The 20,087-nt window shown below is 64.3% G+C and carries 16 protein-coding genes and 1 other annotated feature; of the genes, 14 read left to right on the top strand and 2 right to left on the bottom strand.

Features of this window, described 5'->3' with window-relative positions:
• The first annotated feature begins 325 nt into the window (after positions 1–325).
• The 6 genes from AZKH_RS25570 (at position 326) to AZKH_RS25545 (ending at position 8,531) form a co-directional block, all read left to right on the top strand.
• A complete protein-coding gene (locus tag AZKH_RS25570) occupies positions 326–2,005 on the top strand; it encodes a DUF1302 domain-containing protein (protein WP_015452209.1) in 1,680 nt (559 codons plus the stop codon).
• Between the two features lie 10 nt (positions 2,006–2,015).
• The gene (locus AZKH_RS25565; protein ID WP_015452208.1) at positions 2,016–3,365 is read left to right on the top strand and encodes a DUF1329 domain-containing protein; all 1,350 of its coding nucleotides are present in this window, start codon (positions 2,016–2,018) and stop codon (positions 3,363–3,365) included.
• A gap of 86 nt (positions 3,366–3,451) precedes the next feature.
• Complete coding sequence (locus AZKH_RS25560; RefSeq protein ID WP_041657975.1) at positions 3,452–4,525, top strand: YCF48-related protein; 1,074 nt, start codon at positions 3,452–3,454, stop codon at positions 4,523–4,525.
• Positions 4,526–4,543: 18 nt separating this feature from the next.
• Complete coding sequence (locus AZKH_RS25555) at positions 4,544–6,979, top strand: RND family transporter (protein WP_015452206.1); 2,436 nt, start codon at positions 4,544–4,546, stop codon at positions 6,977–6,979.
• A 33-nt stretch (positions 6,980–7,012) separates the two neighbouring features.
• Positions 7,013–8,014, top strand: a complete 1,002-nt coding sequence (locus tag AZKH_RS25550) for a YeiH family protein (RefSeq protein ID WP_015452205.1) — start codon at positions 7,013–7,015, stop codon at positions 8,012–8,014.
• Between the two features lie 232 nt (positions 8,015–8,246).
• On the top strand, positions 8,247–8,531 hold the full coding sequence (locus tag AZKH_RS25545; RefSeq protein ID WP_015452204.1) for a hypothetical protein: 285 nt from the start codon (positions 8,247–8,249) through the stop codon (positions 8,529–8,531).
• 68 nt (positions 8,532–8,599) lie between these two features.
• On the opposite strand, the gene AZKH_RS25540 is transcribed toward AZKH_RS25545, so the two are convergent.
• Positions 8,600–9,322 carry an IclR family transcriptional regulator gene (locus AZKH_RS25540; protein ID WP_015452203.1) on the bottom strand — a complete coding sequence of 241 codons (723 nt, stop codon included), beginning with the start codon at positions 9,320–9,322 and terminating at the stop codon, positions 8,600–8,602.
• Positions 9,323–9,717: 395 nt separating this feature from the next.
• Here AZKH_RS25540 and AZKH_RS25535 point away from each other — a divergent pair, with 395 nt between their 5' ends.
• From AZKH_RS25535 to AZKH_RS25500, 8 genes are all read left to right on the top strand, one after another.
• On the top strand, positions 9,718–10,542 hold the full coding sequence (locus AZKH_RS25535; protein WP_015452202.1) for a 4-hydroxyphenylpyruvate dioxygenase family protein: 825 nt from the start codon (positions 9,718–9,720) through the stop codon (positions 10,540–10,542).
• A 36-nt stretch (positions 10,543–10,578) separates the two neighbouring features.
• Positions 10,579–11,421 (top strand): sugar phosphate isomerase/epimerase, encoded by an 843-nt coding sequence (locus tag AZKH_RS25530; RefSeq protein ID WP_015452201.1) that lies wholly within the window; start codon positions 10,579–10,581, stop codon positions 11,419–11,421.
• A 234-nt stretch (positions 11,422–11,655) separates the two neighbouring features.
• Positions 11,656–12,858 (top strand): CaiB/BaiF CoA-transferase family protein, encoded by a 1,203-nt coding sequence (locus AZKH_RS25525; RefSeq protein ID WP_015452200.1) that lies wholly within the window; start codon positions 11,656–11,658, stop codon positions 12,856–12,858.
• Between the two features lie 2 nt (positions 12,859–12,860).
• On the top strand, positions 12,861–13,700 hold the full coding sequence (locus AZKH_RS25520) for a citryl-CoA lyase (RefSeq protein WP_015452199.1): 840 nt from the start codon (positions 12,861–12,863) through the stop codon (positions 13,698–13,700).
• Between the two features lie 54 nt (positions 13,701–13,754).
• Entirely contained in the window at positions 13,755–15,515 is a 1,761-nt protein-coding gene (locus AZKH_RS25515; RefSeq protein WP_015452198.1) for a thiamine pyrophosphate-binding protein, read from the top strand.
• Between the two features lie 60 nt (positions 15,516–15,575).
• Entirely contained in the window at positions 15,576–16,436 is an 861-nt protein-coding gene (locus AZKH_RS25510; RefSeq protein WP_015452197.1) for a shikimate dehydrogenase, read from the top strand.
• 16 nt (positions 16,437–16,452) lie between these two features.
• On the top strand, positions 16,453–17,232 hold the full coding sequence (gene aroD / locus AZKH_RS25505; protein ID WP_015452196.1) for a type I 3-dehydroquinate dehydratase: 780 nt from the start codon (positions 16,453–16,455) through the stop codon (positions 17,230–17,232).
• Positions 17,233–17,333: 101 nt separating this feature from the next.
• A complete protein-coding gene (locus AZKH_RS25500; RefSeq protein WP_015452195.1) occupies positions 17,334–18,083 on the top strand; it encodes a sulfite exporter TauE/SafE family protein in 750 nt (249 codons plus the stop codon).
• Positions 18,084–18,430: 347 nt separating this feature from the next.
• Here AZKH_RS25500 and AZKH_RS25495 read toward each other — a convergent pair.
• Positions 18,431–19,653, bottom strand: a protein-coding gene (locus AZKH_RS25495) for an IS3 family transposase (RefSeq protein ID WP_156822060.1) whose coding sequence is annotated in 2 segments (ribosomal slippage) — positions 18,431–19,371 and positions 19,371–19,653 — 1,224 coding nt in all. Because the reading frame shifts where the segments join, the coding sequence is not laid out codon by codon here.
• Positions 19,259–19,375: a sequence feature (AL1L pseudoknot), on the bottom strand. It overlaps the preceding gene by 117 nt.
• Positions 19,654–20,087: the final 434 nt, after the last annotated feature.

Raw genomic sequence — 20,087 nt, 5'->3', positions numbered from 1 at the left:
GTCGCTTTGGACGCTAGACGACTTCATCCTGCGCTTTGCACGGTACATGCCAGCGTCGGCGTGTCCCAATGACACACAGCTTCGTTTCTGTGACTATAAAATAATAGGTGTTTCAACAACTCTCCAAAATAATCGCGCGCTCTTGGAGGTCGGCTTTGTCGACCCGCGTCGCGTAAGTCCCCCGACATCTTTCTGTTTCGGCTTCCCACCACCCCTGCTAGGGGGGGAAAAAGTGGGCGGCCATGCGCACAATGAAATCCATCCGGCGTTCACGTGCCGGAGACGCAAAACAGATCAAGCCAACCAAAAATAGGGGCTGACGAGGATGGAGACGAGGAGAAAAGGGCTGCAATTCGCCCGCAGGAAGTCGGCGCTCGCCGTGGCCGCAGCAATATTGGCGATGGGCGGTAACGCTCAGGCGTTCGAATTCGACACCGGCAATTCGGACCTGCAGGTCCGTTGGGACAACACGGTGCGATACAACGTCGCCACGCGTGTCGAAAAGCGCGACAACAAGATCGGCAATTCGGCGATCAGCGATGAAGGGACTTACAGCTTCGACCGGGGCGACATTGTCGCCAACCGCCTCGACCTGCTGTCCGAGTTGGACGTCGTGTACAAGGGGATGACGGGCTTCCGGGTGAGCGGCGCCGGCTGGTACGACGACGCTTACGGCGACGAGAGCCAGTCGAATCCGAACGCGCCGTTCTCGGCGATTCCGAGCTATCGCAACCACGAATACAGCCACTATACGAAGCGCCTCTACCACGGGCCGTCGGGCGAACTGCTGGACGCCTTCGTGTTCGGCAACTTCGACGCGGGCGACGTGCCCGTGCGGCTCAAGGCCGGCCGCCACGCCGTGTTCTGGGGCGAGTCGCTATTCCTTAACGGCGCGCTGAACAGCGTCTCCTATTCGCAGATGCCGCTCGACCTGCAGAAGGGGTTCGCGACGCCGGGCGTCGAAGCGAAGGAACTCTTCCGCCCGCTGAACCAGGTCTCGGGCCAGGCGCAAGTGACGGATACGCTGTCGGTGGCGGCGCAGTACTTCCTCGATTGGGAAGCCTACCGCTACCCGGAAGGCGGCACCTATCTCGGTCCGGTGGACTTTGCCTTCAACGGCCCGGATCGCCAGTTCATCCCCCGCCTCGGTTTTGCCGCCAACGGCAAGCCGGTGGAGCCGAAACATGACGGCGAATACGGGCTCGCGCTGCGCTGGTCGCCCGAGGTGCTCGACGGCACGCTCGGTTTCTACTATCGGCGCTACGCCGACAAGCTGCCGCAGATTCTCCTTACGCGAGTCGGAGCGGGAGTCAGCCGCTACAACCTGATCTATGCGGGCGACATCGATCTGTACGGCGTCAGCCTCGCCAAGAACATCGCGGGCGTCAGCGTCGGGGCGGAATTCTCGTATCGCCGCAACACGCCGCTCAATGCGCAGGTACTGGGGATTTCGCCCACGGGACTGCCGGATCGGGGCGAGACCACCGGTCCGCGCGGCGACACCTTCCACGGGCTGGTGAACTTCCTCGGCGTGGTGCCGAAGACGCCGGTCTTCGATGCCGCGAACTGGGCGGCCGAGGTGACGTGGGCGCGTTGGGACAAGGTGCGCAGCGGCAAGAATCTCTTCTATGCGGAAGGCTTCGTGCCCTGCCGTGGTCGCGACAAATGGGACGGCTGCACGACGAAGGATTTCTGGGGCCTGTCGCTGTCCTTCACGCCGACTTGGTACCAGGTGCTGCCCGGCGTCGATCTGTCTGCTCCCGTCTCGGCCTCCGTGGGGCTCTCGGGCAACGCGCCGACCGTCTTCGGCGGCAACGAGGGTAACGGCAACTACAGCATCGGCCTGTCCGCTGACGTGTTCCAGAAATACCGGATCGACCTGAAGTACATCGACTACTTCGGTCGCTATCGCGACAACGGCACTGCCGTAACGACGCAAAACGGCTTCACCACGCTGCTCAAGGACCGCGGCTTCGTAAGCCTGACACTGAAGACGACGTTCTGAGGAGATCACAATGCGCATTATCGAGACAATGATCGCGGTCGCACTGGCGGCGGCAGTGGGTACGCCGGCGGTGGCGGCGATTACGGCGGACGAGGCGAAGAAGCTCGGCACGAGCCTGACGGCGGTCGGCGCGGAGAAGGCCGGCAACAAGGACGGTACGATTCCCGAGTACGGCGGCGGCACGACCCAGGCACCGGCCGGTTTCAAGACCGGTGACGGCATCCGCCCGAACCCCTTCGCCGGCGACAAACCGCGCCTGACGATCGACGGCAAGAACATGACCCAGTACGCCGACAAGCTCACCGAGGGCACCAAGGCGCTGCTGCAGAAGTACCCGACCTTCCGTGTCGATGTCTATCCGACGCACCGCAGCGTCGCCTTCCCCAAGTTCGTCGCCGACAACACGGCGAAGTGCGCGGTGTCGGCCAAGACCGGCAATGACGGGCGCTCGATGGAAGGCTGCCACGCGGGCTTCCCGTTCCCGATCCCGAAGACCGGCTACGAGGCGATGTGGAATCACCTCGTGCGCTACAACGGCCAGGCTTATGAGGTGAAGTACCGCAACCTCAACGTCGACGCCAGCGGCCGTACGACGCTCGCCACCGAAGGCAACAACGTCCAGGAGTATCCGTTCTGGGACAACAGCAAGAGTTCGGCGGAAACCTATTGGCGCCTGAAGAACACCTACACCGGCCCGGCGCGGCGCGCGGGTGAGGCGCTGCTGATCGTCGACCCGCTTGACATCGGCACCAAGGACCGTCGGGCCTGGACCTACCTGCCGGGCCAGCGCCGCGTGAAGGTCGCCCCCGATCTGTCACACGACACGCCGAACCCCGGCACGGCTGGCGGCAATACCTTCGACGACATCTTCCTCTTCACTGGCTCGATGGACCGCTTCGACTTCAAGCTCGTCGGCAAGAAGGAGATGTTCGTGCCGTACAACGACTACGGTGCGGTGTATCAGGCGAAGCAGGACGATTTGCTGAAACCCAATCACCTCAACCCGGATCTCGTGCGCTGGGAGCTGCACCGCGTGTGGGTCGTCGAGGCGACGCTGCGCGAGGGCAAGCGCCACGTGTATAGCAAGCGCGTGTTCTACCTCGACGAGGACTCGTGGGCGGCGCTCGCGTCGGACCAGTACGACGCCCGCGGGCAGATATACCGCGCCGGCTTCGCCTACATGGCCCCGAGCTACGACCTGCCGGCACCTTACACCGACATGTTCGGCCACTATGACCTGATCGCGGGCATCTACTCGCTGACGGGCTTCAGCGCCGAAACCGGCGGCATGCGCCAGACCAAGCCGCTCAGCGAGCGCGATTGGTCGCCCGACTCGCTGGCCGGCGCGGGCATCCGCTGAACGACCCACAAGGTCTCCTCCCCGGGCCCCCGGTGCGGCGGCAATCCAGGCCGCGCCGGGCGACCCGCCCCCATAGAGGAATGACAATGAAGGTGCAGCGATTGGGTGGCGCATTGATCGCGCTGGCGCTGGCAATGCCGGCCATGGCCCCTGCGGCGGACTTCCAGGACGTGCTCGACACGTCGGCGATGGCGAGCCCGCTGGCGGCGAAGGGCCTGCTGAACGGGCTCGCGCTCGCCGGGCAGCGGGTGGTGGGCGTGGGGCAACGCGGCCACATCGTGTATTCGGACGACCAGGGCAAGAGCTGGCGGCAGGCGAAGGTGCCGGTCGCCTCGGATCTGGTCGCCGTGAGCTTCCCGACGTCGCAGCAGGGCTGGGCGGTGGGACACGACGGCGTCGTGCTGCACTCGGGCGACGCGGGCGCCACCTGGACCAAGCAGCTCGAGGGCCGCGCCCTCGGCGGAGTGCTCGTCGCCCACTACCAGGCGCAGGCTGCCAAGGCGGGCGGGGCCGCGGCCGAAACGGCCGCGAAATGGGTGAGTGAGGCCGAGCGCTTTGCCGCTCAGGCTGCGGAGAACCCCTTCCTCGACGTGTGGTTCGCGGACGACAAAACCGGCTTCGTCGTCGGTGCCTTCAACCTGATCCTGCGCACTGGCGACGGTGGCAAGACCTGGCAGCCGTGGCTTGACCGCACCGACAACCCTCAGGCGCTGCATCTTTATGGCATTCGCGCCGCGGGTGGCGAGGTGTTCGTCACCGGCGAGCAGGGCCTCGTGATGCGGCTCGATGCCGCGGCGGGCCGCTTTGTCGCCGTGCCGACGCCCTACAAGGGCAGCTACTTCGGCGTCACCGGGACGCGGGACGCGGTAATCGTCTACGGGCTGCGCGGCAACGCCTGGCGCAGCACCGACCGCGGCGCCTCCTGGCACAAGCTCGACACTGGCGTGACCGAAGGCCTCACCGCCGGCGCCGTGGTGGGCGAGCGCGACGTGTTCCTCGCGAGCCAGGCGGGGCGCCTCCTCGTGAGCCACGACGGCGGCGAGCATTTCTCGCCGGTGAAACAGGAACGGGCACTGCCGGCCGCGGCCGTGCAGCCCCTGGGCGCGGATGCGGTCGTCCTCGCCGGTGCGCGCGGCGTGCGCGTGCAGCCCTTGCAGTAAAGAACGGAGACCTTCGCGATGGCCCTCGCCCTCGATTCCCAGGACCAGACCCCGGTCGTGCGTTCCCTCTCGGACTTCGACCGCCACTCGGGCAACGCGCTCGAACGGATGATTTTCAACCACCGCCTCGCCGTCGTCGCAATCTGCGCCGTGGTGACCGTGGTGCTCGCGCTCGTGGCCGGCTGGAAGCTGCATCTGAATGCCAGCTTCGAGAGCATGCTCCCGCAGAGCCAGCCCTACATCAAGAACTACCTGGAGAACCGCAAGGAGCTGCGGGGCCTGGGCAACGTACTGCGGGTCGTCGTCGAGAACCCCGCGGGCGACATCTTCGATCCCGCCTACCAGGACGCGCTGAAGAAGATCAACGACGAACTGATCCTCACCCCCGGCGTCGATCGCGCGTGGGTCAAGTCCTTGTGGGCGCCCTCGGTGCGCTGGACCGAAGTCACCGAGGAAGGCTTCCAGGGCGGGCCCGTGATGCCAGACTCCTACGACGGCTCGCCCAAGGCGACCGAGCAATTGAAGCTCAACATCGCGCGGGCCGGCATCGTCGGGCGCTTCGTCGGTACCGATTTCAAGTCGAGCATGATCTTCGTGCCGCTGATGGACAAGGACCCGGCGACGGGCGCGGCGATCGACTACCGCGCCCTGTCAGCGACGCTCGACGCGAACATCCGCGCGAAGTTCGAACAGTCCGGCGCACCGGTGCGCATCCACGTCATCGGCTTCGCGAAGCTCGTCGGCGATCTCATCGATGGCGTGAGCCAGGTGATGACCTACTTCGCGGTGGCAGCACTCATCGCGATCGTCGTGATCTTCGCCTACACCCGTTGCCTCAGGAGCACCGCGCTCGTCGTGGCCTGCTCGGTGATCGCGGTCGTGTGGCAGATGGGGCTCATCGCGGCGCTCGGCTTCGAGCTCGACCCGTTCTCGATCCTAGTCCCCTTCCTGATCTTCGCGATCGGCGTCTCGCACGGTGCACAGAAGATGAACGGCATCGTGCAGGACATCGGCCGCGGCACGCACCGACTCGTCGCGGCACGCTTCACCTTCCGTCGCCTCTTCCTCGCCGGCATGACGGCGCTGGTCGCGGACGCCGTGGGTTTCGCGGTGCTGATGGTGATCGACATCCCGGTGATCCAGGCGCTCGCGCTCACCGCGAGCATCGGCGTCGCGGTGCTGATCTTCACCAACCTCGTGCTGCTGCCGGTGCTCTTGTCCTACACCGGGGTGAGTGCGGCGGCCGGAGCGCGCAGCCTCAAGGCGGAGTCCAGCGCCAGCACCGGGCTATGGGCCTGGCTCGAGCGCTTCACCGAGCGGCGCTGGGCGATCGGCGCGATCGCGGTCTCGGCGCTGCTCACCGTCGCGGGCTTCGCCGTGAGCCAGCACCTCAAGATCGGCGACCTCGAGCCGGGCGCGCCGGAACTGCGCGCGGATTCGCGCTACAACCGCGATAACGCCTACATCACGGCGAACTACTCGCTCTCGTCCGACCAGTTCGCGGTGATCGTGAAGACTGCGACCGAAGGCTGCCTCAAGTACGAGACGCTGGTCGAGGCCGACCGCCTCGCCTGGACCCTGCAGCAGGTGCCGGGCGTGCAGACCACGGTCTTTCTCGGGGATGCGGTGCGCCAGATCACCGCCGGCTCCTTCGAAGGCAACCCGAAGTGGGTGACGCTCGCCCGCAACCAGGACGTGCTCAACTACGGCGCGCAGCAGGCCTCGGTGAATAACCCCGACCTCTTCAACAACGACTGCTCGGTGATGCCGGTGATCGCCTACCTGACCGACCACCGTGCCGAGACGCTCGACCGCGTGGTGGCCGAGGCGGCGCGGTTTGCCGACGAACACGGCTCGTCCGATCGCCAGTTCCTGCTCGCCGCGGGGAGTGCCGGGATCGACGCGGCGACCAACATCGTCGTCAAGGAAGCCAACCGCACGATGCTGTTCTACGTGTATGGGGCGGTGGTCCTCTTGTGCTTCATCACCTTCCGCAACTGGCGCGCGGTCGTCGTCGCAGTGGTGCCGCTGGTCGTGACCTCGGTCCTGTGCGAGGCGCTGATGGTGGTGCTCGGCATCGGCGTGAAGGTCGGCACCTTGCCGGTGATCGCACTCGGTGTCGGGATCGGCGTCGACTATGCACTGTATCTCTTGAGCATCCAGCTCGCGCAGCAGCGCGCCGACGCAACGCTGGCCGAAGCCCACCGGCTGTCCGTCCAATTTACCGGGAAGGTCGTGGCACTCGTGGGCGTCACCCTCGCGGCAGGGGTCGTCACCTGGATCTGGTCGCCGATCAAGTTCCAGGCCGACATGGGGATACTCCTGACCTTCATGTTCGTGTGGAACATGATCGGCGCGCTGATCCTGATCCCCGCGCTGTCGCACTTCCTCTTGAACGATCCCGCGCAGGCCCAGCGTTTCGGTGCCGCGCCGGCGATCGGCCTCGCGGCCTGAAGCAATGGTGGGAATGAAAGGATGAATACTCAGATGCGAGCAATGGCAACGCTGCGCCTTCCGATGCTGACGGAGCGATGGCCCGGCGTATTGACGGCGATCACGATCGCGCTGGCGGCAACTTTCGTCTCCGAGCACCAGGGCGGGCCGCAGCTGCTGTATGCGTTGTTCTTCGGCATGGCCTTCAACTTCGCCGCGAATGGCGAGAAGATCCACTGCGGCATCGAGTTTGCGTCGCGCCAGATCCTGCGCTTCGGCGTTGCGCTATTGGGCGCGCGGATCACTGCCGAACAGCTTGCCGGGCTCGGCGCGGAATCGATCGCGATGGTCGCGGGGGGAGTGGTCTTGACGATCCTCTTCGGCGCGCTTGTCGGCCGGCTGCTGGGTCGTCCGGGAACGGAAGGGATACTGACCGGTGGGGCGGTCGCGATCTGTGGGGCATCCGCGGCGCTCGCGATCTCGGCGGTGCTGCCGAAGAACGAAGCCAACCAGCGCTTCACGCTCTTCACGGTGGTCGGCGTCACGGCCTTGTCGACGGTCGCAATGATCATCTACCCGACGCTCGTGAAGATGCTCGGGCTCGACGCCAACGCGGCGGCGGTCTTCCTCGGGGGCACGATCCATGACGTCGCCCAAGTGGTCGCCGCGGGCTACCTGATCTCGCCCGAGGTGGGGGATGCGGCGGTCTTCGTGAAGCTCTTCCGCGTCGCGATGCTGCTGCCGGTGGTCGCGGTCGTGTCGGTGCTCTTTCGCGACGGCGGCCCCGCGGGCCAGAAGCCACCGGTGCTGCCCGGCTTCCTCGTCGGCTTTGCGGTGCTGGTGCTGGTGAATAGCCTCGGGCTGATCCCGAAGGAGGTCACGCAGGCCGCCTCCAGCCTGTCGCGCTGGTGCCTCGTCGTCGCGATCTCGGCGCTTGGCGTGAAGACCTCGTTCCAGCAGCTCGCGGCGGTCGGATGGAGGCCGGTGGCGATGCTGACGGCCAACACGGTCTTCCTGGCAGTGCTGATCCTGGGCGGATTGTTATTGCTGCGCTGAGTGGCTTGCCCTGCGTGGGACGAACCCACAAGAAATTGCGATTTTCCCCTGAGGTGTCCCCCGGCGTCACCGGAATTCCATCCTCCTCTCCCATGGATCGGGACACCTCATTTTTTTACCGGGCATACGGGGATTGCCGCATGGCGGCGCCACGATCTGCCCGCCGTAGCATTGAATGCTGCCGACGCCAGCACTAAGCTGTAGCGGAACCCCTTTTCCTGGAGGAGGCACCGTGAGGAGAATTGCGTATTTCGCGCTAACGACGGCGGTGTTTGCGACACCCGGATTCGCCACGCTTCCGGGCAACGCCGCGGAAGGCCAGCGCCTGCATGCCGCCAACTGCACCGGCTGCCACGATTCAGGCGTCTATACCCGCAAGGAGCGGACGGTGCGGTCGCTCGACGAGCTCAAGCAACAACTGGAAGGCTGCAGCCATCTCGCGAAGAAAGAGTTTTCGCCGGCCGAAATGCAGAGCCTGGTCAAGTTCCTGGACGATAAGTACTACCACTTCCGCTGACCGCAGTCCCCGCGAGGGGGCAGCTGCAGTCAGCGTCGCCGACGGTCGCGAAGCGCCGGCGGCCCCGCTCAGGCGTGGGCGCGCACCCCGACCTTGCTCAGGTCAGGCCAGGCGCCGCCGAACAGATGGGTGAGTTCGGCCGCGTATTTCTGCAGCGTCGGCACAATCGCTTCGAGCGCTTTTTCTTCGAGGCGGTACTTGGGACCGGAGACCGACAGCGCGCCGACGAGGCGCTGTTGTACGGCGAAGACGGGACAGGAGACGGCAGCCGTTTCCGGATCGCGCTCGCCGATCGAAATCGCGTAATAGCGGTCGCGGATCTGGTCGTATTTGCCGCCCGTAAGCCCGCTGAAGGCGAGCAGCACGTGGCCCGACGCGCCGGTGTTGAGCGGGAAGGCGTCGCCCTCGTGGATCGCGTCACGGATCGCGCGGGGCGAGTCGACGCGATGCAGACAGACGCGACGGTCGTCGTCGCGCACGAAGAAGGAGATCCCTTCGCGCAGCTCCTCCGACATGCGGCGCATCACCTGCGGCACGAAGTCGCCGGTGCTGAAGTGCTTCTGATACAGCGAACCGAGGAACAGCGGCTTGGGGCCGAGGCGGTAAGCGCCGTCGTCGAGCCGGCGCAGGTAGCCGAACTTTTCGAGCGACTCGGCCAGGCGCAGCGTGGTGCTCTTGTAGAAACCAGCGCGCTTCGAGATTTCCGTGAGGGTCAGACTCTTGTCACGGTCGGTGAACACGTCGAGGATGGTTAGGGCGCGTTCTACGGATGCGACGCCTTCGCTGCTCATGGTGGATGCTCCAAAAAATGAAACCTGGTTCTTGACTGCCAACCATGATAGCCGGGTTTCGGGAAATTTCGTGTGCAGACTGTGTCACGGCAAACGTCCCGAAAGCCCTTGCAGACTAAGGTGCGGACCACATCCTGGTGCGCGACGGGGACTTGCCCGATCCGGGAACTATGCTGTCAAATGTTAGAACGGTGTTCTGTGCGGTGCAATATCGTTCGCGTCGGCGTGCAGAAAGATGTTGGGTAAGGCACCAGCCCTATGATAAAAGTGTCATTGCGCACCATTTCGTGTCGCGTTGTTCAAATTCGCATGTCCGCTGCCGCTCGGCAGTCAGGAGCCAAAGGATGCAAGACCCCTTTTTTTCGACGTCTGACGCTTCAAGCAACGCTCTTCAGATGGACGGAATCGAATTCGTCGAATTCGCTTCAACCGACCCCGCGGCGCTCGCTGCGCATTTCGAGCAGTTGGGATTCTCGGCGGTGGCGAAGCATCGATCGAAAAACGTGGTGTTGTACCGGCAGGGCGATATCAACTTCCTGATCAATGCCGACGAGGAAAGCTTCGCGCAGACTTTCAACCGCGCCTACGGGCCGGGCATCTGCGCGATCGCGCTGCGCGTGAAGAACGTTGCCGCCGCCTACAAGCGGGCGCTGGCGAGCGGCGCTTGGGACGTCCCTGCCCACGCCGGTGCGATGGAGTTGAACATCCCGGCGGTCGTCGGCGTCGGCGGCACGCATATCTACTTTGTGGACCGCTACGGCGACCATACGATCTACGACGTTGATTTCCTGCCGCTGTCGCAGGACAAGCCGCCGGTCGTGCCGCTCGGCCTCAAGCGCGTCGAGCACGTCAGCCTGAATGTCTGCGCCGGTCGTGAGCAGGAATGGGTCGAGTTCCACGAACAGGTCTTCGGCTTCCGTACGACCGGTACGACGAAAACCGGAAAGGTCTGGATGGAGAGCCCCTGCGGCAAGCTGCGTCTGGCGATCTGCCCGGGGGCCGATAGCGAAGAAGGCGTCGATCCGACGAGCGTCGAAGGTATCGCCGATATCGGCATCGAGACTGATGCACTGGCCGCCGTCGCTGCCGGACTGCGCGGGAATGCCGTGCCGCTCGCACGCGAACCGGAAGCGGACGCCGAGCGACCGGGCGTGACGCGTCTTGTCACGACACCGGTCGTGCCGCCGTTCTACTTCGAGATCGTGCAGGCCGCCGCCTGAGACTTCCGCCTCCCTTACCCTTTGCCGACGCCGCTCATGGATATTCGTAGAATCGGGATCAACAGCGCGACGCTGCCCGGTACGCTGCAGGACAAGATCGACGCCGCCCGGGCCACGGGTTTCACGACCGTCGAGCTGAACGCGAAGGACCTGCTGGCGCACCCCGAAGGGGCGGCAGTGGCTGCGCGCAAGGTGCGAGAGAGCGGGCTCAAGGTCAGCGCTTTCCAAGTGTTGCGCGAGATCGGCGGCAACACCGAGCGCGAATTCGAATATCGCATCGAGGCGGCGAAATCGATCCTGGAACTCGCGGCTTCGGTCGGCTGCCGCCTGCTGATCGTGTCCTCCGCGACGGCCCCGACGGCGATCGCGGACCCGGAAGTCCTCGCGCACAACCTGTCGGTGCTCGGCACGCTCGCGACGCCGATGGGCATCCGCATCGGCTACGAGGCTTTGCCTTGGGGACGCTGGGTCAGCGAATACACCGACGCGTGGCGCGTCGTCGAACTCGCGAACCGAAAGAACGTCGGCCTCGTCGTCGATTCCTTCCAGATCCTGATGCGCCAGACCGCGATCGAGCCGCTGCAGGCCATCCCGGCCGACCGGATCTTCCTCGTGCAGATCTCGGACTACAAGTTCGACTTCATCTCGGAGATCGAGGACTTTGTCGAAGTGTCGCGCCACGAGCGGGTGTTCCCGGGCGAGGGCGCACACGGCCAGATGATCTCGGAGCTCGTCACGGGGCTCGAGCGCAACGGCTATCGCGGCGACTACACGCTCGACGTCTTCAGCGACGACAACCAGCACAGCGAACTGCCGCGCGTGATGACCCGCGCGCAGGCCGCGGTACAGTGGCTCACCGATAAGGCCACCCGCGTCTGATTTCACGAGGGCGGCGCTGACCGCCGTCGTTCACTACCTTTTCCCTTGGCTTCCGGCTGCGCCGCCTTCGTGTTGGCGGCGGCGCGGTGTCGTCCGTTCGTTTCATCCTCTCGTCGAAGTTCTCTCAAAATAAAACCGCGTTTCAAAAATAGTTGCGCAGGAGAGAATTGCGTTCTATTATTTCTTCAACGAGACGGGGTCGGTGTCGATCCCTAGAGAACGAAGGAGTGGGACATGACTGCAGCGCTTTCCGGAATCCGCGTGTTGGACCTCACCAATGTGCTGGCGGGTCCCTTCTGCGCGTATCAGCTGGCGCTGCTCGGTGCCGAAGTGATCAAGGTCGAGGTGCCCGAGTCGGGCGACCTCGCGCGTCAGCTCGGTGCCGATCCCGCGCTGAACAAGGCGAAGATGGGCGCGTCCTTCCTCGCGCAGAACGGCGGCAAGAAGTCGCTGACGCTGAATCTCAAGTCCGAGGCCGGCAAGGAAGTGCTGTTCCGCCTTGTGCGCACGGCCGATGTGCTGGTCGAGAACTTCCGGCCCGGCGTGATGGATCGCCTCGGTCTCGGTTACGAGGTGCTGAAGGAAATCAATCCGAAGCTCGTCTATTGCGCGATCTCGGGCTTCGGCCAGCAGGGCCCGATGCGCCATGCGCCGGCCTACGACCAGATCGTGCAGGGCATGTCGGGCGTGATGAGCATCACCGGCGACGACGAATCGGCGCCGTTGCGTGTCGGCTACCCGGTCGCCGATACGATCGGCGGCATCACGGCGGCCTTCGCGGTTTCGAGCGCGCTGGTGCGCCAGGCGAAGACCGGCGAGGGCGAATTCATCGACGTGTCGATGCTCGACTCGACGATCGTGACGATGGGCTGGGTGGTGTCGAACTACCTCATCGCCGGCAAGGAGCCGGTGCCGATGGGCAACGAGAACTTTACCGCCGCGCCGTCGGGCACCTTCCGCACCGGTAGCGGGCTCCTGAACATCGCCGCGAACAAGCAGGAGCAGTTCGAGGCGTTGGTGGTCGCGATCGGGCGGTCGGAGCTTGCGAGCGACGAGCGTTTTGCCGAGCGCGAGGCACGGAAGCGCAACCGCAAGGTGCTGAAGGTCGAGATCGAAGCGGGGCTGGCCGCAAAGTCCGCCGAGGAATGGGAAACGATCCTCGCCAAACTCGGCGTGCCGGCCGGTCGTGTACTGAGCGTGCCGCAAGTGCTCGATCATCCGCAGGTGCGCAGTCGCGATCTGCTCGCGAAATTCGACGATGTGCCGGGCGTGGGACGCGACATCAGCCTCGTCCGCGCGGGCTTCAAGATGGCGGGCGCGAACCCTGACGTGGCGACGCCGCCGCCGGTGCTTGGTGAGCACACGGATGCGCTCCTCGCCGAACTGGGCTACACGGCGGCCGAAGTTGCCCAACTCCACGAACAGAAGGCGATTTGATCATGAAGAGTGCCGACGACATCGTCCGCGACGCACAGGCGTGGTGGACCACCGAAATCATCGACATCGAGCCGGGCAAGATCGCGATGCGCGGCTACCCGATCGAGGAGCTGATTGGCAACGTCAGTTTCCCGCAGATGATCTGGCTGATGGTGCGTGGCGATTTGCCCAATGCCGAGCAGTCGCGTCTGCTGGAAGCGGCGCTGGTGTCGGCGGTCGATCACGGCCCGCACGCGCCGTCGATCGCGATCTCGCGCATGGCGATGACCTGCGGCGTCGAACTCAACAACGCGATGGCCTCGGCGGTGAATGTGCTCGCCGGCATCCACGGCGGCGCGGGTCAGCAGTGCATGGAACTCTACGCCGATGCGGCGAAGCGCATCGAGCAGGGCACTTCGCTCGAAGCCGCGGTGGAAGCTGCACTCGATGCCTATATTGCAGAAAACGGCAAGGTGATCCCCGGCTTCGGCCACCGCTTCCATCCGATCGATCCGCGCTCCGGCAAGCTCCTCGCGATGGTCGAAGAAGCGCGTGCAAAAGGTGTCGTCGCCGGGCTGTATTCGCAGATCGGCCAGACGGTCGAAGCGATCCTCGAACGCCGCAAGGGCAAGCGCATTCCGATGAACATCGACGGCGCGACGGCCGTGATCTACGCGGAGCTGGGCTTTGCGCCCGAGCTCGGGCGCGGGCTTTTCATCCTGTCGCGCTCGGTCGGCATCCTCGCCCACGCGTGGGAGCAGTCGCAGCAGGGCGGGCGCATCAAGGGCCCGATGCCCAAGAACATTCCTTATACCTATGCGGGACCGGCGCGCCGTGCCGTACCCGGGAAGAATCAGGCGTAGCCCCGGCTTCGCAATCGATACGGCACTCACATTCATATCTGGAGGCGACGCCAAATGAAGCAACTGATTTCCCACCAGCTCGTCCGCTACCTCGAAGACCGCGGCGTCGAGCACATCTTCGGCCTGTGCGGCCACACCAACATCGCGGTGCTCACCGCGCTGGAAAACAGCAAGATCCGCTTCATCAACACGCGCCACGAACAGATCGCCGCGCACGCCGCCGACGGCTATGCCCGTGCGACGAAGAAGGCCTCGGTCATGCTGTCCCACCTTGGGCCGGGCCTCACGAACGCCGCGACCGGCGTCGCGAATGCTGCGCTCGACTCGATCCCGATGGTCGTGATCGCCGGCGACATCCCGAGCTACTACTACGGCAAGCACCCGCACCAGGAAATCAACCTGCACGCGGACGCGTCGCAGTGGGAGATCTACCGTCCCTTCGTGAAGCGTGCCTGGCGTGTCGATACGCCGGAACTCTTCCCCGAGATCCTCGAGAAGGCCTTCCAGCTCGCCGAAAGCGGCCGTCCCGGCCCGGTGCTGGTGAATGTGCCGATGGACATCTTCTCGCGTGAGATCGACGTCTCGCTCTTCACCCGCCTGCGTCATCACACGAAGGCGGTGCAGAAGCCCTCGATCGACGACGTGACCGCGAAGAAGATCGTGCAGGCGCTGCTCGACGCGAAGAGCCCGGTGATCTACGCCGGCGGCGGCGTGATCCTGGCCGATGCGGCGGAAGAACTGCGCGCCTTCGCCGACCACCTGTCGCTGCCGGTCGCGCATTCGCTGATGGGCAAGGGCGTGCTGCCGGACGACCATGAACTGGTGCTGGGCATGACCGGCTTCTGGGGTACGAAGCTGGTGAACGACAAGTGCCGCAACGCGGACTGGATCATCGGCCTCGGCACGCGCTTCTCGGAAGCGGACTGCAGCTCGTGGGAAAACGAGTTCACCTTCAGCTTCCCGCCGACCAAGCTGATCCACATCGACATCGATTCGAACGAGATCGGCCGCAACTATCCGGTCGAGATCGGCGTCGTGACCGACCTGAAGAACGCGCTGACGGTGCTGAACCGCGTCGCCCGCGAGATGCTGCCGGAAGGCCGCAAGAACGATGCGCTGCGCAAGGAAATCGCCGCGTTCCGCGAGACCTTCGTCGCCGGCAACCAGAAGTTCGTGCAGGACGACTGCTTCCCGATGATGCCCGAGCGCATCCTGTCGGTGGTCCGCGAAGTGCTCCCGCGCGATGCCTTCATCACGACCGACGTAGGCTGGAACAAGAACGGCGTCGGCCAGCAGTTCCCGATCTTCACGCCGGGCTCGATCCTGACTCCGGGCGGCTACTGCACGATGGGCTTCGGCGCCCCGGCTGCGCTCGGCGCGAAGGTCGCGTTCCCGGATCGTGTGGTCGTGTCGCTGGTCGGTGACGGCGGCTTCGGCCAGAACCCGGCGGTGCTCGCGACCGCGGTCGAGGAGAACATCCCGGTCGTGTGGGTGATCATGAACAACTTCGCATTCGGCACGATCGCCGGCCTGCAGAAGGCGCACTACGGCACGACGACCGGCACGCTGTTCCGTAAGGACGGCGAGCCCTACCAAGCGGACTTCGCGGCGGTGGCGCGTGCCTACGGCGCGGAAGGCGTGAAGATCGAATCGGCAGCGCAGTTCAAGGAAGTGCTCGCGCAGGCGGTGAAGTCGAACAAGCCTTTCGTGATCGACGTCGCGATGAAGAACAACCCGGTGCCGACGACCGGCCACTGGAACATCCTCGACATCTACTCGCCGAACGCGAAGGTGTCGCACGTGAGCACGGACTAAGCTTACCCCCAACCCCAACAGACAGCGTTTTCAAGCATCGAACAAGAGAAGGAAGCTTCCATGGGCAATGCAGGACAGAACCCGCTGTCGATCACCGGTTCGACGCTCCTTTACCCGGTCATCGGCTATCCCGTCGGCCAGGTGAAGGCGCCGATCCTCTATAACAAGCTGTTCGCCGCGATCGGTATTGATGCGGTGGTGGTGCCGCTGGAAATCGCGCCGGCCGACTTCACAAGAGTCGGTCCGGCGCTTTTTGCCGTTTCCAACGTGCGCGGCGCGATGGTCACGATCCCGCACAAGCCGGCCTGTGTCGACTTCCTCGACGAGGCGAGTGCAACGGTGAAGGCGGCCGGCGCGTGCAACGCGATCGTCAAGCGCGCCGACGGCACGCTCTTCGGCGACCTCTTCGACGGCGTCGGCTTCGTGCGCGGCTTGAATCGCGCCGGCATCGACCCGAAGGGCATGCGCTGCCTGGTCGTCGGCTCAGGCGGCGTCGGTGCGGCGATTGCCGTCGCGCTCGGCCAGGCGGGAGCAAGCGCGGTCGGCGTCAGCGACATCAACACCGACAGCGCCGGCAAACTCGCAGGCCGGCTCGCAAGCTTCGGCATCTGCCGTGACGCTTTTGTCGCGACCAACGCCCCCGAAGGCTACGATCTCGTCGTCAACGCCACGCCACTCGGGCTGAAGGAAACCGATCCGCTGCCGATCCCGGTCGAGCGCGTTGCGGCGCGCACCGTGGTCGCCGACGTCATCATGAAGATCGATTACACCCCGCTGCTGCTCGCGGCCCGCGAGCGCGGCTGCACGATTCATATGGGGCGGGAGATGTTCATCGAGATGGCGCCGCTGTATCTTTCGCTGTTCGGCTACGAGGGCTATACCTCCGACGGCATCCGCAAGCTCGTCGGCTATCAGGATTAATGAGAGGAATCGATTCATGGCAATGACCCGTCCCCTGGAAGTGAAAGGCCAACCCATCGCCGGCGGCAAGGAGCCGCTGGTCTGCGCGCCGCTCGTCGGCCGTGACGAGGCCGGCGTGCTCGGCGAGCTCGACGCGATCGTCGCGAAGAAGCCCGATCTGCTCGAATGGCGCGTCGACTTCTTCGGCGGCATCTCGGACAGCGGTCGCGTCGTGGCGCTTGCCGAGGAGATCCGCAAGAGTGCGGCCGGCATCCCGATCATCTTCACGCGCCGTTCGATCCGCGAAGGTGGCGAGACGATCGGGATTTCCGAAGAGCAGGTGCTTGATATGTACCGCGCGGTCGCGCGTTCGGGCTCGGTCGATTTCCTCGACTACGAACTCTCGTGCGAGCCGAAGCACTTCGCGGCCGCCGTGGAACTCGCGCGCGAGACCGGCACGAAGCTGATCGCCTCCTTCCACAACTTCCAGAAGACGCCGTCGGCCGAGGAAATCGTCGCGAAGTTCGTCGCGATGGAGAAGGCTGGTGCCGACGTCGCGAAGGTCGCGGTGATGCCGCAAGGCCTCGAGGACGTGCTGACGGTGCTGCAGGCGACGCTGCAAGGGCAGAAGGCGATCTCGCTGCCGATCATCAGCATGTCGATGGGCGCCTACGGTTCGCTATCGCGCCTCTTCGGCTGGGTGTTCGGTTCGTCGGTGAGCTTCGCCGTCGGCCAGAAGGCCTCCGCGCCGGGCCAGGTGCCGATCGAGGACCTGCGCAAGGTGCTGGAAGTGCTGCAGCGCTCGCTCAACCCGTAACATCCGGCGGAGCGCGCCTCATCTAGAATGCCGCTCTGCTCACGACTCCGCCGCATCCGGCCCGACGGCTCGATGCGGCTTTTGCTTTTTCCGGATACCCGATGACTTTCGACACCGTTGGCTGGATCGTCGCCGGCATCGCCGTGCTGCTCACCGGCATCTCCAAGTCCGGCCTCGGCGGCGCCTTCGGAGGCCTCGCCGTGCCCTTCATGTCGCTGTGGATCACACCCGGCCAGGCCGCGGCGGTGATGCTGCCGCTCTTGTGCTTCATCGACTGGATCGGCATCCGCGCCTACTGGGGCAAGTGGGACAAGGAGGAGATCCGCCTGCTGCTGCCGGCGGCGGCGCTCGGGATGCTGATCGGCTCGCTGGTCTTCGGCTGGATGCCCGAGAAGGCGGTGAAGGGCTGCGTCGGGGGCATCGCCGTGCTGTTCTCGCTCGACCGCATCTTTGGTTTGCGGGCGCGGCTGAAAATGGAAGGGCCGCCGGGCAAGGGAACCGGCCTCTTCTGGGGCGCGGTGTCGGGTTTCACGAGCACAATCGCGCACGCCGGCTCGCCGCCGCTGCTGGTCTATCTGCTGAATCGCAACCTGCCGAAAGGCACTTTCGTCGCGACGACGGTGATCTTCTTCACCGCGGTGAATGCGGTGAAGATCGTGCCCTACATCGCGCTCGGCCTCTTCTCGTGGGAGACGCTGAAGGTGTCGCTGCTGCTTGCGCCCATGGCGCCGGTCGGCGTGTGGATCGGCCTGAAGGCGCTGGCGCGCATCCCCGAGCGGGTGTTCTTCGTGTTCGCGACGGTGATGCTCGGCGTATCCGGCGTGAAATTGCTTTGGGATGCACTCGTCTGAGTGGCGTCGTAGGTGTCAGTGGAATCGGGAGCAGTATATTTCGACGTGCCGTTCTCAAGATCAGATTCATTGTTGAACGTGAGTCGCAATAAATTGCTCAACTTCCTTCGACAAGGGAGTTACGGCCCTCACTTCATCGAATGTAGTACGCGTGACCACAAAATCGACGTCGGTCATAGCTTTGACGATCGGCATCCCCTCCGTGCGGGCCAGTATCACAACATATCCCGTTGCTTTGCCTCTAATCGGGAATGCAACGACCGTGGCGTCTGATTTCAAGGCATTCTTGAATAGTAAATACGGCTTATTGAATCGCCCCGGGTTTCGCGGAGGCCGTTTTGTTTGAGTCAGGCGGCGACCGCCTGCTCGCTGAGGTTGCGGTAGTAGTTTGCCTCGGCTTCGGCGGGAGGAATGTACCCGATCGGCTCAAGCAAGCGGTGATGGTTGAACCATGAGACCCATTCGAGGGTGGCCAACTCGACCGCTTCAACGCTCTTCCAAGGCCCTCGCCGGTGGATGACTTCGGCCTTGTACAGGCCGTTGATGGTTTCGGCCAGGGCATTGTCGTAGCTATCACCACGGCTGCCGACCGACGGCTCGATGCCCGCTTCTGCCAAACGTTCGCTGTATCGGATCGAGACGTACTGGGAACCGCGATCGCTGTGATGGACCAAGGCATTACGTTCAGGCTGACGAGCCCACAGGGCCTGCTCCAGGGCGTCGAGGACGAACTCGGTCTGCATGGATCGACTGACGCGCCAACCCACGATGTAGCGGGCGAAGACGTCGACCACAAAGGCGACGTACACGAACCCCTGCCAGGTCGAGACATACGTAAAGTCGGACACCCACAATTGGTTTGGGCGCTGGGCGACGAACTGGCGATTGACGCGATCGAGCGGACACGGCGCAATCGAATCCGGGCGGGTGGTCCGCAGCGCCTTTCCGCGCATTGCACCGCGCAAACCCTGGGCACGCATCAGCCGTTCAACCGTGCAGCGGGCGACCTCGACGCCTTCCCGCTGCAACTGCCGCCATACCTTGCGCGCTCCATACACCTGCAGATTCGCCTCCCAGATCCGCTCGATGTGCCCCTCCAGCACCTCGTCGCGACGGGCTCGCAGACAGCGCAAGGCGGGATCACGCCGACGGGCTACCGCGCGACGATAGGCCGACGGGGCAACCTGCAGCACCCTGCAGATCGGCTCGACCCCGAAGCGCTCGCGGTGCGTGTCGATGAAACTGTTCATCACTTGTTGCGGCGGTCGAGCTCCGCCTGCGCGAAATACGCGCTGGCAAGGCGCAGAATCTCGTTGGCCTTCTTCAGCTCGCGGACCTCGCGCTCGAGCTCCTTGATGCGGGCCGCCTCTGCAGTGCTGACCCCATCACGCTGCCCGGTGTCCCGCTCGTACCGGCGCACCCAGTTCGACAGCGTCTGCGCGCTGCAACCGATCTTGGCCGCGATCGATTCGATCGCCGCCCACTGTGATCCATGCTGGTCGCGCTGCTCGAACACCATGCGCACGGCCCGCTCGCGCACTTCGGGGGAGAACTTCGTCGTCTTCTTCATGGCTCCATCTTCTCAAGAGTTGGAGCCTCCGCGAAACCCGGGGCGATTCATATCGTTTTTTTCCTCCCGGTACTCGTATTCGTATGCCTGAAGAATCGAGTATTCGGACTTGTTGTTCGCCTCGTTTCTCATTGTATCAGTATCGCATGCACTGACGGAAAGCAGCATGAGTATCAAAAAATGACTGGCCACCATCTCGTTATTCACTAAATGTCGAAAGGCGATTGGAAATGGCTGCGCCAGTCCGGATTGCATACGTTTAGAGATAAATTCCTACTTGCGTAATTCGACAGAGTACTCCGGTATCATAATAAGACATTGCAGACTCGCGATTGGATCTGCCAGAAAATGCCTGAGACCTATAACGGTTGGAATTAACCGCTTACTGGCGCCGAACTTGAAATCGTAGAGGTACCCCGCCCTGTCGTCTGGAA

Origin of the sequence: Azoarcus sp. KH32C, assembly GCF_000349945.1 — a bacterium.
Lineage (GTDB): Bacteria > Pseudomonadota > Gammaproteobacteria > Burkholderiales > Rhodocyclaceae > Aromatoleum.
Note: the sequence above shows the minus strand (reverse complement) of the source record. Positions and strands in the feature narration are given on the sequence as shown.

What these genes read in the sequence shown, in the direction of transcription:
- AZKH_RS25535 (WP_015452202.1), top strand. Translation starts at nt 9,718, where the DNA reads ATGGACGGAATCGAATTCGTCGAATTCGCTTCAACCGACCCCGCGGCG.
- AZKH_RS25520 (WP_015452199.1), top strand. Translation starts at nt 12,861, where the DNA reads ATGAAGAGTGCCGACGACATCGTCCGCGACGCACAGGCGTGGTGGACC.
- AZKH_RS25515 (WP_015452198.1), top strand. Translation starts at nt 13,755, where the DNA reads ATGAAGCAACTGATTTCCCACCAGCTCGTCCGCTACCTCGAAGACCGC.
- aroD (WP_015452196.1), top strand. Translation starts at nt 16,453, where the DNA reads ATGGCAATGACCCGTCCCCTGGAAGTGAAAGGCCAACCCATCGCCGGC.
- AZKH_RS25565 (WP_015452208.1), top strand. Translation starts at nt 2,016, where the DNA reads ATGCGCATTATCGAGACAATGATCGCGGTCGCACTGGCGGCGGCAGTG.
- AZKH_RS25560 (WP_041657975.1), top strand. Translation starts at nt 3,452, where the DNA reads ATGAAGGTGCAGCGATTGGGTGGCGCATTGATCGCGCTGGCGCTGGCA.
- AZKH_RS25530 (WP_015452201.1), top strand. Translation starts at nt 10,579, where the DNA reads ATGGATATTCGTAGAATCGGGATCAACAGCGCGACGCTGCCCGGTACG.
- AZKH_RS25540 (WP_015452203.1), bottom strand. Translation starts at nt 9,322, where the DNA reads ATGAGCAGCGAAGGCGTCGCATCCGTAGAACGCGCCCTAACCATCCTC.
- AZKH_RS25570 (WP_015452209.1), top strand. Translation starts at nt 326, where the DNA reads ATGGAGACGAGGAGAAAAGGGCTGCAATTCGCCCGCAGGAAGTCGGCG.
- AZKH_RS25555 (WP_015452206.1), top strand. Translation starts at nt 4,544, where the DNA reads ATGGCCCTCGCCCTCGATTCCCAGGACCAGACCCCGGTCGTGCGTTCC.
- AZKH_RS25500 (WP_015452195.1), top strand. Translation starts at nt 17,334, where the DNA reads ATGACTTTCGACACCGTTGGCTGGATCGTCGCCGGCATCGCCGTGCTG.
- AZKH_RS25510 (WP_015452197.1), top strand. Translation starts at nt 15,576, where the DNA reads ATGGGCAATGCAGGACAGAACCCGCTGTCGATCACCGGTTCGACGCTC.
- AZKH_RS25550 (WP_015452205.1), top strand. Translation starts at nt 7,013, where the DNA reads ATGCGAGCAATGGCAACGCTGCGCCTTCCGATGCTGACGGAGCGATGG.
- AZKH_RS25525 (WP_015452200.1), top strand. Translation starts at nt 11,656, where the DNA reads ATGACTGCAGCGCTTTCCGGAATCCGCGTGTTGGACCTCACCAATGTG.